General features: G+C 63.6%; 14 protein-coding genes. 10 read left to right on the top strand and 4 right to left on the bottom strand.

The genetic code is table 11. From position 1 onward, the window contains the following. Positions 1-351 precede the first annotated feature (351 nt). Positions 352-1,827: an alanine/glycine:cation symporter family protein gene (locus MWN76_RS08560; RefSeq protein WP_250460980.1), complete on the top strand. Its 1,476-nt coding sequence runs from the start codon at positions 352-354 to the stop codon at positions 1,825-1,827. Positions 1,828-1,858: 31 nt separating this feature from the next. Here MWN76_RS08560 and MWN76_RS08555 read toward each other — a convergent pair whose 3' ends face one another. From MWN76_RS08555 to MWN76_RS08545, 3 genes are all read right to left on the bottom strand, one after another. Further along, a complete protein-coding gene (locus MWN76_RS08555) occupies positions 1,859-3,817 on the bottom strand; it encodes an acetyl/propionyl/methylcrotonyl-CoA carboxylase subunit alpha (protein ID WP_250460979.1) in 1,959 nt (652 codons plus the stop codon). A 7-nt stretch (positions 3,818-3,824) separates the two neighbouring features. Beyond that, entirely contained in the window at positions 3,825-5,000 is a 1,176-nt protein-coding gene (locus MWN76_RS08550) for an acyl-CoA dehydrogenase family protein (protein ID WP_250460978.1), read from the bottom strand. A 163-nt stretch (positions 5,001-5,163) separates the two neighbouring features. Further along, entirely contained in the window at positions 5,164-6,771 is a 1,608-nt protein-coding gene (locus tag MWN76_RS08545) for an acyl-CoA carboxylase subunit beta (protein WP_250460977.1), read from the bottom strand. 209 nt (positions 6,772-6,980) lie between these two features. On the opposite strand from MWN76_RS08545, the gene MWN76_RS08540 reads away from it, so the two are divergent. Together MWN76_RS08540 and MWN76_RS08535 are read left to right on the top strand one after the other, a co-directional pair. Beyond that, positions 6,981-7,643, top strand: a complete 663-nt coding sequence (locus MWN76_RS08540) for a TetR/AcrR family transcriptional regulator (protein WP_250460976.1) — start codon at positions 6,981-6,983, stop codon at positions 7,641-7,643. Positions 7,644-7,845: 202 nt separating this feature from the next. After that, a complete protein-coding gene (locus tag MWN76_RS08535) occupies positions 7,846-10,380 on the top strand; it encodes a hypothetical protein (protein ID WP_250460975.1) in 2,535 nt (844 codons plus the stop codon). Positions 10,381-10,463: 83 nt separating this feature from the next. On the opposite strand, the gene yciH is transcribed toward MWN76_RS08535, so the two are convergent. Beyond that, positions 10,464-10,787 (bottom strand): stress response translation initiation inhibitor YciH, encoded by a 324-nt coding sequence (gene yciH / locus MWN76_RS08530; protein ID WP_250460974.1) that lies wholly within the window; start codon positions 10,785-10,787, stop codon positions 10,464-10,466. A gap of 120 nt (positions 10,788-10,907) precedes the next feature. On the opposite strand from yciH, the gene MWN76_RS08525 reads away from it, so the two are divergent. From MWN76_RS08525 to MWN76_RS08495, 7 genes are all read left to right on the top strand, one after another. Then, positions 10,908-11,753, top strand: a complete 846-nt coding sequence (locus tag MWN76_RS08525; RefSeq protein WP_250460973.1) for an ion transporter — start codon at positions 10,908-10,910, stop codon at positions 11,751-11,753. Positions 11,754-11,845: 92 nt separating this feature from the next. Further along, positions 11,846-12,991 carry a serine hydrolase domain-containing protein gene (locus MWN76_RS08520; RefSeq protein WP_250460972.1) on the top strand — a complete coding sequence of 382 codons (1,146 nt, stop codon included), beginning with the start codon at positions 11,846-11,848 and terminating at the stop codon, positions 12,989-12,991. 11 nt (positions 12,992-13,002) lie between these two features. Beyond that, the gene (locus tag MWN76_RS08515) at positions 13,003-13,227 is read left to right on the top strand and encodes a SlyX family protein (RefSeq protein ID WP_250460971.1); all 225 of its coding nucleotides are present in this window, start codon (positions 13,003-13,005) and stop codon (positions 13,225-13,227) included. A gap of 620 nt (positions 13,228-13,847) precedes the next feature. After that, the gene (locus MWN76_RS08510) at positions 13,848-14,498 is read left to right on the top strand and encodes a YiaD family glycine zipper/OmpA-like lipoprotein (RefSeq protein WP_250460970.1); all 651 of its coding nucleotides are present in this window, start codon (positions 13,848-13,850) and stop codon (positions 14,496-14,498) included. Between the two features lie 99 nt (positions 14,499-14,597). Beyond that, the gene (locus MWN76_RS08505; RefSeq protein WP_250460969.1) at positions 14,598-15,080 is read left to right on the top strand and encodes a hypothetical protein; all 483 of its coding nucleotides are present in this window, start codon (positions 14,598-14,600) and stop codon (positions 15,078-15,080) included. Positions 15,081-15,375: 295 nt separating this feature from the next. Further along, positions 15,376-15,870 (top strand): hypothetical protein, encoded by a 495-nt coding sequence (locus MWN76_RS08500; protein WP_250460968.1) that lies wholly within the window; start codon positions 15,376-15,378, stop codon positions 15,868-15,870. Between the two features lie 57 nt (positions 15,871-15,927). After that, positions 15,928-16,296, top strand: a complete 369-nt coding sequence (locus MWN76_RS08495) for a SpoIIAA family protein (protein ID WP_250460967.1) — start codon at positions 15,928-15,930, stop codon at positions 16,294-16,296. The last annotated feature ends 19 nt before the right edge of the window (positions 16,297-16,315 follow it).

Raw genomic sequence — 16,315 nt, 5'->3', positions numbered from 1 at the left:
TAACTCTATGTCTTCGTTAATGTTTTCGGGGATTTCCCCCGGGGGCAGATTGTCACCGGCCAACGCTGGCCACGCCCTCGCTTGATCTCTGCACGCTCAGCACATTTTTGCGGCTAATACGTGCAATAAGCATGCATGTACGCCGCACAAATCCTACAGGATAGGATTTGGACGCCCACCAGGGCGCCCGCAGGGTGAAAAACAAGGATGTTTTTCATCCAAAACGCACTGAGCGCACAGATCTCGGCGCGATCATCGTGGCCCCTGATGAAATATCCGGGCTAGGCTTATCCCATGGCGTAAATTTTTGCGACAGTCCTCGTGTGGGGCTGGCGTCGGCGGGAGCGTGGCATGCAGGCTTTTCTGGACTGGCTGTCGACTTTCATCGGCTGGGGCAGTGCGGTCACCTGGGGCGGTATCGGCGGCGTCTGGTGGTTGGGGATCCTGATTGCTGCGTTGCTGCCGGCGGGGCTCTACTTCACCTGGCACAGCCGTTTTATCCAGTTTCGCTCTTTCGGCCATATGATCGGGGTCATGAAGCGCAGCTTCAGGAAGGAGCACGCGGACTCGGTCACCTCCTTCCAGGCGTTTGCCACCAGCGCCGCCGCGCGCGTCGGCACTGGCAATATCGCCGGCGTGGCAGTGGCGATTACCGCCGGCGGCCCGGGGGCGGTGTTCTGGATGTGGATCGTGGCCTGGGTGGGCATGGCCACCAGTTTTATCGAGAACACCCTGGCGCAGACCTACAAGGAGCGCGGCGAGGAGCACGGGACCTTCCGCGGCGGCCCGGCCTACTATATCGAGAAAGGGCTGGGCAGAAAATGGAAGTGGCTGTCGGTGCTGTTTTCCATCTTCCTGGTGATCTGTTTCGGGTTCTTTTTCAATGCGGTGCAGTCCAATGCCATGGCGTCGGCGATTTACGGTGCCTGGGGTGTAAACCCGCTGTTGGTCGGCGCGATCGTGGCGCTGGTCGCGGCGATTATCGTGTTCGGCGGTATCCACACCATCGGTCGCTTTGCCAGTATCGTAGTGCCGTTTATGGCACTGGCCTATATCGCGATCGCGCTCTTTGTCATCGCGATCAACCTGGAGGCGCTGCCGGCGGCAATGGCCCGGATCTTTGCCAACGCCTTCGGTTTCCAGGAAGCGGGCGCCGGGGCTTTCGGGGCCGTGGTCGCCAGCGGTATCAAGCGGGGGCTCTTCTCCAATGAGGCGGGTATGGGCTCATCGCCGAACGTTGGGGCCGCCGCGGACGTCAAGCATCCGGTGGTGCAGGGCTATGTGCAGATGGCGTCGGTCTTTCTCGACACCATCGTTATCTGCACGGCAACGGCGGCGATTATTCTGCTGTCGGATGTCTATATGGTCGGCACCATGGAGGGCGTGACCCTGACCCAGGATTCGCTGGCCAGTGAAATAGGCCCTCTTGGAGGCAGTTTCGTCGCCATTGCGCTGCTGTTTTTTGCCTTCACTTCCATTATCGCCAATTACTACTACGCCGAGACCAATATCTTCTTCCTCTGGCACACGCGCACTGCCATATTCTGTTATCGCGCGCTTTATATCGTGTTTATCCTGTTCGGTGCCTGGGTGGCCTACAGCGGCAAATCGGAGAATTTTGCCCTGTTGTGGAATATGGCCGATATGTCCATGGGCTTTATGGCCTCCGCCAACCTGCTGGCGATCCTGTTGCTGTCCGGTGTCGCCTTCCGGGTGCTGGGCGATTACGAGGCGCAGCGGGCGCAGGGTGTGCTCGAACCGGTTTTCGATGCGCGCAAATACAATATCGAGGGGGTCGAACACGATGTGTGGAATGGGCAGGGGTAGGGACGTCTGTTTCCGGCAGGTTTATCCGCTTTCATTTTTCGGCAATCTCGATCAACAGCTGGCCGCCGCGCACCTGCTCGCCGGGGGCCGCTGACACGGCGGTAACGGTGCCGTCGCGATCCGCTTTCAGCGGGTGCTCCATCTTCATCGCTTCCATGACCGCCAGGGTGTCGCCGCGGCGCACCGGATGTTGCAGCTCCGCCATCATTTCCACGATACAGCCATCCATCGGCGCGGTGATCCTGCCGCTGCCCGGGCCCTGTGTGGCGGAAGCGGGGGAGCAGGTGATATCTGCCAGTTGCCACTGCCGCCCCGCCCGCAAAAGATGCAGGCGATTGTCGCGATGCAGCCAGGTGCACTGCTGTCGCACTTCATCGACCGAGAGACTGGCCGTTGTCTCCTCCATCGAGTGAACCCGTACCTCGAACGCCTCCCGCTCGTCGACAAGAACCCGGTAGCGATCCGTGCCGCTGCAGCGGAGCGCGCAGGTCCGCTGCCCGGATTCCGCCTGCAGCCGGTAGGCCAACGGCAGGCTGTTGTCGCCGCTGCACCAGTTGGCGCGCCCGCTGTGCCGGTCCCGCGGCGACAGCCGGCGGTGGTGGTTGAGTACGGCGGCGATGGCAAAAATTTCCGGCTCCGGGTTGTCCGCTTGCTCGCCGTAATGGAAAGTATCGAGGAAGCCGGTATCGGACTCGCCCGCGGCAAAGCCCGCATCATCGAGAACGGCCAGCAGGAAGGGGATATTGTTTTTCGGCCCGATCAATTGCAGTTGCGTCAGCGCCGCGCGCAATCGCCGGAGCGCCTGCCCGCGACTGTCGCCACAGGCGATCAGCTTGCCGAGCATCGGGTCGTAGTAGGGGGAGATTTTGGTATGCTCGCGGATACCGTGATCCAACCGGATGCCGGTGGCCGCCGGCTCGCGCCAGTATAGTATGCGGCCACTCTGGGGCAGGAATCCGTTCAGCGGATCCTCGGCGTACAGGCGCGCTTCGATCGCGTGGCCGCGCTGTGGAACCCGGTCCTGCGTCACCGGCAGCAACTCGCCGCGGGCAACGGCCAGTTGCCAGGCGACCAGGTCGAAACCGGTCACCATTTCGGTAACCGGGTGCTCCACCTGCAGGCGGGTGTTCATTTCCAGGAAATAGAAATCGCCATTGCGATCCAGCAGGAATTCCACCGTGCCCGCCCCCAGGTACCGGCAGGCGCGCGCGGCGGCCACGGCCGCTGCGCCCATGCGCTCGCGCAGCGGCGGATCGACGGCCGGCGACGGCGATTCCTCGAGGATTTTCTGGTGGCGGCGCTGGATCGAGCAGTCCCGCTCACCCAGATGAATGGTGTTGCCGCGGCTGTCGGCGAATACCTGGATCTCGATATGGCGGGCGCCGAGCAGTGCCTTTTCCAGGATCAGTTCGTCGCTGCCGAAAGCGCTGCGGGCTTCGCTGCGCGCGGAGCGCAGTTGCGCCGCCAGTTCGCTGTCGTCCTTTACCAGGCGCATGCCGCGCCCGCCGCCACCGGCGGCGGCCTTGATCATCAGTGGCAAACCGATCTCGCGGGCCCGCGCCACCAGTGTGTCGTCGTCCTGCCCGCCGCGGTAGCCGGGAATGCAGGGCACGCCGGCGGCCTCGACAAAGTCTTTCGCGCGCCGCTTGTTGCCCATCAGTTCGATGGTATCGGCGGACGGGCCGACAAAGCGCAGGTTTTTATCGGCGCAGGCGCGGGCGAAATCGGCATTCTCGGCCAGGAAGCCATAGCCCGGGTGTATCGCAGTGGCGCCGGCACGGCTGGCGGCCGCCAGGATTTTATCGATGCGCAGGTAGGAATCCGCCGCCGTATTGCCGCCGATGGCAATAGCGGTATCACAGGCCCGCACATGCAGCGCATCGCGATCCGCGTCGCTGTAGATGGCGGCGGTGCGGTAGCCCTCGGCGCGGGCCGTGCGCGCGATGCGCACGGCGATTTCGCCGCGGTTGGCGATCAGCAGTGTTTCCATTTCCGCCTCACTCTCCATCCGCATCGCGCTTGCGCCGGCCGGGCAGTATGCCCATCAGTTTGCAGATGATGCCGAGCATCACCTCGTCGGCGCCACCGCCGATGGCGGTCAGGCGGCTGTCGCGGTAGGCGCGGTTGATCGGTGTTTCCTGCATATAACCCATGCCGCCCCAGAACTGCAGGCACTGGTCGGGAATGCTGCGCGACAGGCGTCCGGCCTTCAGTTTCGCCATCGACGCCAGGGTGGTGACATCCTCGCCGGCGACATAGGCCTCCGCCGCCCGCCAGGTGAGTGCGCGCAGGCACTCCACCTCCGTCTGCATTTCGGCGAGGGCAAAGTGGACCGTTTGGTTATCCAGCAGCGGTGCGCCGAAGACGCGGCGTTCGCGCACCTGGTCGATGGTGCTGCCGACACAGTTTTCCAGCCCCCTGATACTCAGCGCCGCACCGGCCAGCCGCTCCTCCTGGAACTGCAGCATCTGCAGCAGGAAGCCCGCGCCCTCGTCGCCGATGCGGTAGCGTTGCGGTACGCGCACATCGTCGAAAAATACCGGCGCGGTTTCCGAGGAGCGCATACCGAGTTTGTCCAGTTTTTCGCCCACGCGCACGCCGGCTGTCGCGGCCGGGATGATCAGCAGCGACTTGTTGCGATGGGGCTTGCCTTCGCCGGTGTTGACCAGGGTGCAGAAAAAATCCGCGCAGGGGGCGTTGGTGATCCACATCTTGCTGCCGTTGACGATATAGTCGTCGCCGTCGGCCACCGCGGTGGTCTTGACACCGGCCACATCGGAGCCGGCGCCGGGTTCGGAAACAGCGATGGCGCCCACCATCTCGCCGCGGATCGCCGGGCCCAGGAATTCCCCCTTTAGCGTATCGTTGGCGAAGTTGGCTAGTGCCGGCGTGGACATGGCGGTCTGCACGGCGATGGACAGCGGCACACCGCCGCAATGGGCCGCACCCAACTCTTCCAGGAAGACCATTTCGTAACTGAAATCGAGACCGAGGCCGCCGTAATCCGTGGACTTGCCGATACCCAGCAGCCCCAGCTTGCCCAGTTGCCGGAACAGTTCGCAGATCGGGAAGGCGCCAGCCTGTTCCCATTCGGGGACGTGGGGATTGATTTCCCGCTGCACGAAGTTGCGTACGGTGCGCTGCAGTTCGCGGTGTTCGTCGGTGAGTCTCATTATTTTATCCCGTTGTTTCTTCCGCTTCCCGGCCACCCGGCTCTGTGCCAATTTTCAAGGTTTCTCAACTCCGAAACTTGAGTTTGTAGGAGTGGTCCGGCCGGGAGTGGCAGTTGGTCGCGATGCCGAGCCGGAGCCCGGCGCACCCAGGTGGGCTCTGCTGTTAGAACCTGGCCACGCCGAAAGTGTTTTTTCTCGCTTGCGACAGCTCCGCCTCGCGGCAGATCTCCAGCAACATACCCAGCAGCTTGCGCGTATCCCGCGGATCGATAATGCCGTCGTCCCACAGGCGCGCGCTGCAGGCCAGGGCGTCGGAGCCGGCTTGCATAAACGCGGCGGTATCGGTTTCCAGTTTATCCAGTGCCGTCTTATCCACCTGTCCACTGCGTTGCATCTTCTGTTCGCTGACGATGCGCAACACCTTGCCCGCCTGGGCTGCGCCCATAACCGCGGTGCGGGAATTCGGCCAGGCGAAGATAAAGCGCGGGTCGAAACCGCGTCCGCACATGGCGTAGTTGCCGGCGCCGTAGGAGCCGCCGACCACGATACTGATCCTGGGCACACTGGTGTTGGCCACCGCCTGGATCATTTTCGATCCGTGCTTGATGATGCCCTGCTGCTCGACGTCGGTACCGACCATAAAACCGGTGGTATTGTGCAGGAACAGCAGCGGCGTGCCGCTCTGCTCGCACAGCTGGATAAACTGCGCCGCCTTGTTGGCACCCGCGGGCGTGATCGGACCGTTGTTGCCGATGACACCGATCGGGTGCCCCTCGATGCGGATATGGCCGCAGAAAGTCTGGCGGTCGAATTCGGGCTTGAAATCCAGCAGGGCGGAATCGTCGGCGATGCGGGCGAGGACTTCGCGCACGTCGTAGGGTTTCCTGCTGTCCGCCGGAACCAGGCCCAGCAATTCGTCGATCGGATAGCGGGGCTGCCGCCACTCTGTCGGTAGTGGCGCGGAAGTGGGGTGGGGCAGGCTGGCGACGATTTCCCGCGCCAGGCGGATGCCGTCCTCGTCGTTTTCCGCCAGGTAGTCGCCGCTGCCGGACTGTTGGCAGTGCATTTCCGCACCGCCGAGCGTCTCGCCGTCGGCAATTTCGCCGGTGGCGGCTTTCAGTAGCGGCGGGCCGGCCAGGTACATGCCCGCCTGGTCGCGCACCATCACCACGTAATCCGACAGCCCGGGCTGGTAGGCGCCGCCGGCAGTGGCGCCGCCGTGCACCACGGTGACCTGCACAATGCCTGCGGCCGACAGCCGCGCCTGGTTGGCGAAACCGCGGCCGCCGGGGGCGAAAGTCTCGGTTGCATACGTCAGGTTGGCGCCGCCGCTCTGGGCCAGGGTCACGATCGGCAGGCAGTTTTCCCGCGCTATCTGCTGCATGCGCAGCGCCTTGTCCATACCGGCCGGCGAAATGGTGCCGCCCTTGACCGCGTAGTTGTCCACCCGCACCAGGCAGCGCCGGCCACCGACGCTGCCGATACCGCAGATGGCGCCACCGCCGGCACCGCTGCCGTCGCGGTCGTCGTAGAGCCTGTAGCCGGCCAGTGCGCACAGTTCGATAAAGGGCGCGCCGGGATCCAGCAGCCGGTTCAGGCGTTCCCTCGGCAGCAGCCAGCCGCGTTCGCGGTAGCGCTCCGCTTTCTGCAACTCCGCCTCTACCGGCTTTCGTTCCGCTGCGCGAAACCGCTCGATGGCCTCGAGCATCGCCGCGCGGTTGTCATTGAATTCGGCAGAGCTGGTGTCCAGCGCGGAGTCGATGGGTTGCATCAGGGGTTGCCCTCCGCTTTGAGGTTCCCGGTTACCTGTGATCCTGTGGCGCGGCCAGGACCATTGAAGGGGCTGCGATGGGGCATTGTTATTCTCCGTGGTCGCGGCTGTCCGGCCCTTGCACCCGCCGGGGTGAAACCGCAGAATGGCTTAACGCTACCAAGCAAGCGCTTGGTATTCAATCGGTTTATACCCGCAGTGGAGTGATGATGTCGAACAGTGTGCAGCAAAGTGGCGGTGGGGCCGGGAAATCGCAGGGGGTGCCCTCGCCGCGCCAGCTCGTCAGCGCGCTGGTTGCCGACGGCCTGCTGACCGATCCGGATTCGCCCCGGGGGCGGCTGCTGAATGCGGCCGCGCGGCTGTTTGAGCAGAAGGGTTTTGCGCGCACGACAGTGCGGGATATTGCCGCCGAGGTGGGGATCCTGTCCGGCAGTATCTTCCACCATTTCGCCAGCAAGGAAGAGATTCTCTGCGGCGTCATGCGGGAAGTCACCGTCTTCGCCCGCGCGCGGATGGAACAGGCGGTGGCGCGGGCCGGCACGCCGCGGCAGCAGCTGCGGGCCTGTATCGTCTGCGAGCTGGAGGCGATTCACGGTCTCGCCGTGCCAGGTTTCTCGATCCTGGTGGTGGAGTGGCGCAGCCTGTCGCCGCAGAGCCAGAAGCGGGTATTGCGGCTGAGGGATGACTACGAGCAACTCTGGCGGGATGTCATCGCCGCTGCCGGCAACCCCTGCGAAGACCCGGCCCTGGCCCGGCGCCTGCTGCTGGGCGCGCTGACCCACACCCATACCTGGTTCAAGCCCCGCAGCCGGGGCCTGTCGCTGCCGGAGCTGGCCGACCGGGTGCTGCAGCTGTTCGCCCCGGCCGGTTGATCCTGTCGCCAACGGATAATCGTCGCGCCAATAACGATCTGCTTCACGCTCCGGCTGTGCGGGTTGCCGCTTTTCTGGATCGGCGCCGATGGGTGGCCGGTGTCGTTGAGAACCAGTGCGCACCGCGCACCGGGGGAATCTTTTAGGCTCCGCGGACCATAGACACGGGATGTGTCGCCGCCATCTCTACCGGAGCTCGATTATGTCTGGCCAGGAAATGTATCAAGTCGTTTCCGCGGGAAAAACCCTGCGATCCAAACCGCCGCTGGAGGTGGTGCAGGAGGCGGTCAGAAGTTTCTCCATTCCCGCCGCCCAGGCGAAACGCCTGCTATTGAAAGGCTGGGTGATCAAGGACGGACTCACCTCGAAGCAGGTCGTGGAATACCAGACCCGCCTGCAGAAAATCGGCCTGCGGGTCGATGTTTTCCCGGCGGGCAGGTTCGACAACGGCGGCCTGGTGGCCAAGCTCGAGTTTGCACAGAAACGCCGCGCGCGCAGCGCCACACCGGCTGGCGCAGTTGCCGAAAAAGCGCCGGCGGCGACGGCACCCCAAGCCGCGAAAAGGAAACCTGGAGACACCACCAGCGACAGGCCGGCGGCTTCCGGATCGAGTGTGAACGAGAATACGGCGCGGGCCAGGGCCCAGGTGCAGGAGCTGTTCGCAGATGAGGAAGCGAGAAGCGGTGAGTCCCTGGCCGGTCGGCTGCAATTGCTGTTCGGTGCCTTGGCGGCGGCACTGGTACCGTCGCTCTTTGCCTGCCTGGCGTTACTCTGTAGCTACAGCGCCCTGCGTTCACTGTGGCGTCTGCCGCAATCAATTCTGGCGGGGGAGTTCGGCCCGTGGGTCGTCGTCGGCTGTATCGTCAGCCTGTCGCTGATCGGCTTTGTCGCCGCACTGCTGTTGTGGCCGCTGTGCGCCGCCAGCCGGTTCGATACGGAAGGGCGGGGCGGCCTGCCGCTGGCGCGCAGCGATGCCCGGGGCCTGTACCTGCTGCTGGAGGTGCTGGCGGAAAAAACCGGATTGCCGGTACCGGCACAATTGTCCCTGCACGCCGGCGCTGAAGTGAAGGCACGACCGCTGCGGCTGAAAGACCTGTTTGCGCGGCGGTTGAATCTCGACCTGGGTCTGGCGGCCGTCAGTTCCCTGTCCGGAAGCGAGTTTGCCGCGCTGGTGGCCCGTGCCGCCGGTGTCTACTCCGGCCGCCTGCGGGGCGTGGCGGCACTGCTGGCGCTGGGCACCGCGCGCCGCCTGCAGTGGATGCAGTGGGCACTGGAAAACGGACGCACTATCGCGGCGCCGGACGGCGGGCCAGCGGCGCCCCTGCGGCCGTTGCACCGGGCGTTGGGTGCCTGCGGCAGTGTGCTGGTTCCGGTGGTGGAGCGATTGCTGGACCTGCACTGTTCCGTGACGGCACCGCTGGCGCGGCAGCTGGAATACCGCGGCGATGCGTGCGCGGCCCGGGTACTGGGCAGCGACGGATTCGTGCGCTTCGCCGAAAAGTGGCACCAGCTGGTGCACGCGGAGCTGGTGGTTGCCGAAATCAACCGCGAGGCCGCGATCGCCGGCCAGCGACTGGCGGATTATCCCGAAGCGGTGCACTGGACGCTGCAATCGCTCGATGACGAGACCCGCTCCAATATCGAACTGGCGATGGCACAGACCTCGGATGCCTGGGACAGCGCCCAGGCGGCCGACAATGAACGTATTGCGCGGGTGGAGGACCTGCAATTGCCGGCGCTGGTCGAGCGGGAATTTTCTGTGCAGAAGCTGGTCGGGCAGTTGCCCGAATGGCGCAAGCGCACAAGCGCGGCCATCGCCGACGCCGCGAGCCGGCCGGTGGACAACCGGCAGCTCCTGCAGGCCAGCCGGGAGGCCGAGCAATCGCTGCAGGTGCTGGGAGAATATTTCAACCGGGTGCCCCTGCAGGGATTGTTGCCCGACCAGCAGCCCGCCAGTGAGGAACTGGCGGCAATGGACCTGCAGGCGGCCGTCGACTGGCTGCGGGGCAAGCTGGTGGAGGTGCGGGACCTGCAACTGCGGGTGGAAGACCTGCGGGGACGCAGCGCTGCCATTCAACTGGGGGCCGGCCTGATCCGTGCCCAGGTGAAGATCGAACCGCGGGATTTTTTCCTCAGTGGCGGAACCCCCGCCGCCGCGGACGAAAGCCTGAAGGACAACCGCGCGCGCCGGGAAGAGGCCGAGTCACAGCTGGAGCAGGTGTTCCGGGTGTTCTACCTGCGCGTCCAGCGCGCAGTGGAATCGATGCCCGCCGGCGACCGGCCGTCCGCGCAGCGGTCGCTGCAGCAACTGGAGGCCTACCGGCCGCTGGCGGCGCACCTGGACAGGCTGGATCACTACGCCACTGTCTGCACCCTGATGATCGACAACCTCAACCTGGATGCGGCCCAGTGGGAACCGGTACAGAAATTCTATGGCCTGGCGGCGAAGGAACTACAGCTTGTGGCCGCCGCGGTCGAACAATCGACGACACTGCGCGAACTGGGACTGGCCGAGGCATTACAGCAGCGGGTTGGCGGCGCCGAGATTCCGGACCTCCCCGCCGAGCGGCAGGGGCAGCTGGACGCATTGCAGGTGATGGAGCTGCGCTGCAAAAATGCCGGCGCGGCGATCGGTGAACACTACCGCATTCAATTGGCGCAACTGTTACAGCGCTGCCTGCAGCGGGAGGCGCAGATGAATATCCGCCCGCTGCGGCTGGCACAGGTATACGGGTAGGAATCCGGCGGTGGGCGCGGCCCGTCGCCTGGTGTGCTTTGCGGGAAGTTCGCGAACTGTTACCTAACTTTGCGAGCGGTCCACTAGCCGCCGGCCAGCTTGACCTGGAAATCCCTGGCCTCCAGCAGCGCCTTGATCTCCGCGCGCTTGTCTCCCTGTATCTCGATTACCCCATCCTTCAGGGCACCGCCGCATCCGCAGCGTTTCTTCAACTCCGCCAGCAACAGTTTCAGCTCCGCGTCGGTGCCGGGCAGCCCGCGCACACAGGTGACCCCCTTGCCCTTGCGGCCCTTGGTCTCACGCTGTATGCGCACGATGCCATCGCCCTCGCGGCGTTTCTCTGTTTTGGGTTCTTCCGGGATGCGGCCGTGATCGGTGGAGTAGACGAGGCGGTTTTCTTTCTTCATTACTGCGGGTCTCGGTGATTTCGACAATGCGCAGAGGGTAACGCCTGCCGGGGCAATTTGTTAAGCGACGTGGCTAAGGCTGTGGTGTGGCGCTATAGTTCGGCTTTCTGGGAGGAATTTATGCCACTGACAGGAAACCGCAAATGGCTCAACGAAGTCATCTTCGGTACCGATACACCCGCCGGGAAGGCATTCGATGTCGCGCTGATCTGGACCATCCTGGCCAGCGTGGGGCTGGTATTGCTGGTGTCGGTGGAGAGTATGGCCGGCCGTTACGGCGAGTTGTTTTTCATCCTGGAGTGGATTTTTACGGCGTTGTTTACCGTTGAATACCTGCTGCGTATCTACTGCGCGGTGGATCGACGCTCCTATGTTTTCAGTTTCTACGGTATCGTCGACCTGCTGGCCATACTGCCCAGCTACCTGGCACTGCTCTACACCGGCGCCAGTTACCTGTTGGTGATACGCCTGCTGCGCGTATTGCGTATCTTTCGTGTCCTCAAACTCGTGCGTTATCTGCGCGATGCCAACCTGCTGGTGCGCTCGCTGTGGCAGGCGCGGCGCAAGATCCTGGTGTTCTACGCCGGTATGCTGGTGTTGTGCATCATCTTCGGCGCCATGATGTTCGTGGTCGAGGGGCCCCGCCACGGTTTTACCAGTATCCCCAAGAGTATCTACTGGGCGATCGTCACCATCACCACCGTCGGTTACGGCGACATCGTGCCGCAGACGCCGTTGGGCCAGGCGATAGCCGCGCTGACCACATTGATCGGTTATTCGATCATCGCTGTGCCCACCGGGCTGGTGACCGCCGAGCTTGCCTCGGAGATGCGACACGAACGCACCCTGCATCGCTGCGACAACTGCAGCCGCGCCGATCACGACCCCGATGCCGAATACTGCAAGCACTGCGGCTACAAGCTGGCCGAGCTCCACGACCTGCACGGGGAGCGGGCGGCGGAGTAGGGCGGCCAGTTAAGGGCAGCACTGCAGGATTTGCGCCCACTGCCGGAAGTCACTACTCTTCCGCCTCGTTTTGATTGCTGCACAGGTACCCCATGGAGATCTACGGCTATTGCGCTCCTGGTCTGGAGTCGCTGTACGACACTTTCGCCACCAACTTCCGCCACAACGGCGACAGCGGCGCCGCTTTTGCGGTGCGCCGGCACGGCGAGCTGATCGTGTCGCTGTGGGCCGGGAGTGCCGATCGCGACGAGCAGACGCCCTACACCGAGGACACGCTCGCCAATGTGTTCTCCTCCTCCAAGGGGATCCTGGCCGTGCTGGCGCTGCGGCAGGTGGCGGCCGGAAACCTGGAGCTGGATCGCCCGGTGGCCGACTACTGGCCCGAGTTTGCCGCACAGGGCAAGGAGAGGGTCACCGCGCGCCAGCTGCTCTGCCACCGCGCCGGCCTGGTCGCCTTCCGCGAGCGGGTCCCGGATTCGTTGATCTACGACTGGCCGGCGGCCTGTGACCGGGTTGCCGCCGCCGAGCCCTGGTGGCCGCCGGGCTCGCGGCAGGGGTACGCCCCCTTCCTCTACGGTTGGTCCCTGGGCGGCTTGCTGGAGCGCGCCAGCGGCAAGAGCCTGCCGGCACTCTACCGCGCCGACCTGGCGGAGCCGCTGGTGCTGGACGGCGGTTTCGGCGCCCGGGGGCACAGGGCCAGCCGCATTGCGGATGTCGGCCCGTTGAAGCAACCGCTGCCCGAGTTGCGCGAGAATGCCGTCGGCCGCGCTATCAAGGAAGACCGCAAGGGGCCCGTGGGTATGGCCTTCACCAACCCGGTCAGCCTGATGATGGGCACCAACAGCGAGGAGTGGCGCAGCGCGGTGATCCCCGCTGCCAATGGCCATTTCAGCGCGCGCGACCTGGCCACGGTGTACGGCGCCCTGGCACAGGAAGAGCCACAGCTCCTGACCCCGGAGCTGGTCGCCGAAATGTCCCGCGAACAGAGCCGCGACCGGGACGCCATCCTGCAGGCGGAAATCAGCTTCGGCTGCGGTGTCATCCGCAGTGGCCGGGCCGCAGACCTGCGCTTTGGTGGGCCGCGCGGCTTCGGGCACCCCGGTGCCGGCGGCAGCGTGGGTTTTGCCGATCCGGAGCGGGAAATCGGCTGTGGCTATGTCACCACGCGGCTGGGGCAGAGCCTGTTCATGGATCGCCGTTCGGTCAACCTGGTCGAACAGCTGTACAAGTTGCTGTGAGCGGGGAGGCAATGACGGTGGATCGACAGGCGCAGGAACTGGAGGCGAGGGTGGAGGAACTGGAGAGCCGCGTGGCTTTCCAGGAGGACACCCTGGCGGAGCTCAATCGGGTTGTCGCCGACCAGGATGCGCAGATTCGCACCCTGGTTGCGCGTCTCAGGGAGCTCGGCGACAAATACCGCGATTTGAACTACGAGCTGCGGGGGCCGGGGGAGGAAAGGCCGCCACATTACTGACCGCTTCCTGTTGTCGCTCCCTGCCACCGATATGGGAGCGCTATCGTGGTACGGATGTACACTAATGCGGCGATGTCCGGCCGGGCATCGCTGTTAATGAGAATTTTTTCTTAGAAACTCATCCTTTCTCGTCAGTCAAGTATTGACAATCTTTTTTCCACATTAAATTTGCCGAGCGCTGCTTACAGCGGATAACGCTTGGATAACTGCTGCCTGGATGTACAGCGAGTTTGCAACTTATTGTTTTATAAAGAAAAAATAAGCCAGGGCAAAAAATGTACAAAATGCTGAAGGCGAGAAAACGTGCCGTTTAGCGCTCTGTGGAAGCCTGTCATGCACAGAGTTATCCACAGAAAGTGTGGAGTAATCCAGGGGGAACTCTCCGCCAGTGAAGGGCGTCTCACTTCCGTCGCCTCTTTGGTTCGGCGGACCCGTCCATAAGGCGGGGAGTGTGAACCAGTGCACTGGACCTGATTGGTATTTATCCCTAGTCTTCGATACCGAAAAACAGCGACCGGTTCAGCTGTCAGTCAGCTGTACGCGGCGATACTTTCAATCCGTAAAAGGCGGGTTCACCGCCCCGACACCCTTTCATCGATTAAAGCGTTAGGAGAAGCTTAATGAAAAAATGGGTAGCAATTCTCGCACTGGGCTCACTGGTAGGTTGTACCACCCTGGATCCCTACACAGGGGAGAGTAAAACCAGTAATGCGGCCAAGGGCGCCGGGGCCGGGGCCATCGCCGGGGCGATCATCGGTGCGGCGACCTCCAGCAAGAGCGATCGCAAGAAGGGTGCCATTACCGGCGCCGTGGGCGGTGCGGCCATCGGCGGCGGTATCGGCTACTATATGGACCGCCAGGAAATGGCCCTGCGCCAGCGCCTGGAAGGTACTGGCGTGCGTGTCCAGCGCGAGGGCGACAATATTCGCCTGATCATGCCCGGCAACATCACCTTTGCCACCGATCGCTCCGATATCCGCACCGACTTCTACGATACCCTGGATTCCGTGATCATCGTCCTGAAAGAGTTCGACCAGACGGCGATTCGCGTCAGTGGTCACACCGACAGCACCGGTTCCGACGTCTACAACCAGACCCTGAGTGAGCGCCGCGCCAACTCTGTCGCCAGCTTCTTCACTGGCCGCGGTGTTGCCAGCGGTCGCGTGCAGGCGGTGGGTTACGGCGAGCGCTACCCGCTGGCGGGCAACGACACCAACGCGGGCCGCCAGGCAAACCGCCGGGTGGAATTGGAGTTGCTACCGCTCAAATAATATGAGATGAAGGGCACTTCGGTGCCCTTTTTTATTGGTGAGCAGGATTCGCAGCCAGCCCTGCGGATGCCGGACACAGGGAGCAGGTGGAGGCTCAGCGTGGCAGATAACAGTTTCAGTATCCCGGGATGCCGTTCCATTTTCGGCCTGGTGTTTGCCGTTGGCCTGGGTTTCCTCTCGACACAGTCCGCGCTGGGGGAAAACCAGCAGTCGGGCAAGGCTGTGGATGGAGAGCTGCGGCAGCGTTTCACCGAGGCGGAACTGGTCGCCCAGGTCCAGATTGCGGGCATCCACCGCGATGTCGATAACGCCCTCTCCGAGCCGGGGATGACGGCTGTGCTCGGCTATGTCTACTCCGCCGTCTCCCGCCAGGTATGGAAGGGGCAGGCCAACCGCCTGATTGCTTTCCGGCTGGGGCTCGATGCCTGTGACCGGAAGCTGGAGAAGGGCGGCACTTACCTGATTTTCGCCAGCCCCGACAGCTATGGCCGGCTGCAGCTGCGCAATTGCGAGGCCGCCGTGCCCGAAGCCGAGGCCGGCGCCCTGCTGGCACAATTGAAGGAATATGCGAAGCCGGGGTAGCGGTTACACGCATTGCCGATAAAACCCCCGGTTTTAACATCACCTCCCCTTACAGCAATCCAGCCTTAAGTCGAGGAACAATGTTCCTTGAAGAACCCCTCTGGCGAGTTATTCTTATCAATATTGGCGTCAACTTCTTCCGCACAGCCTAACAGCGTGCCGGGAGCCGGGCGCCAGCCGACTGGGGTGGACACAGTGCCGCCGATGGGGCCCGCTTCGCCACGGTGCAATCCGGGCGAGTGGTTTTCCAGTGCAGTCACCAATTACGCAACAGCTAGGGGTCAAAGGTGGGTTTATGAAAAAGCTACTGCTTCCACTGATAATTTTGCTGCTGATTATCGGGTACTTCATGTCGCGCGGCGGCGATCACGAGGCCAAAGACGCCTATGACTCGCTCGACAAGCCCGACACGGAAATGCAGCCGGAGCGGGATATGGATACAACACCCGACGGCACTGAACCACCGCCGGATGGCATGGACACGACACCGGACCGCGATATGCCCGAGGAGCCCGGCAGCACGCCGCCCGGCGACGATACCTCCGGCGATATGATGAACCGGGCCGAGGACGCCGCCGACGATGTCGGGGATGCCGCGCGGGATACCGCGGACGATGTCGGCGAGGCCGTCGAAGGTGCGGCCGACAAGGCCGGCCGGGCACTGGAAGATGCCGGCGAGAAAACCAAGGATGCCGCGGAGGATGCCGTAGAGAGCATGGACAGGAAGCTCGACGAGCTGCGGAACAAGGATAAGGATTCCGACAGTACCGGCGAAGAGCCGCAGGGCTGAATACGGCCGTCTGGCAGCCGCGGCTGGAGCACCGCGACTGCCGCCGTTGCCAACACCATGATCGAGCACAACTGGTTTTGCGAACACCGGGTTCTGCAGGTGTGCCCCAGGGGCCCGCTGCAGAAAGAGGATTTTCTGGCGCTTGCGGGCCAGGTCGACCCGGTTATCGCCGGGCGCGGCCACCTTGCCGGCGTGCTGATCGAGGCGGCGGACTTCCCGGGCTGGGAGGATTTCACCGCGCTGATCTCCCACTTCCGTTTTATTCGCGATCACCACACCCGAATCCACAAGGTCGCCGTCGTCTCGGACCAGACACTGCTGGGATTCATGCCGCGCCTGGTGGACCACTTTGTCGGCGCCGAAGTGCGGCCATTTATGTGTGCGGACAGAAGCCGGGCGCTGGATTGGCTGTGTGAAGCGGGTTAGCATCCGGCGCTGGTTTTAG

Origin of the sequence: Microbulbifer litoralis, from assembly GCF_023634065.1 — a bacterium.
Lineage (GTDB): Bacteria > Pseudomonadota > Gammaproteobacteria > Pseudomonadales > Cellvibrionaceae > Microbulbifer > Microbulbifer litoralis.
Note: the sequence above shows the minus strand (reverse complement) of the source record. Positions and strands in the feature narration are given on the sequence as shown.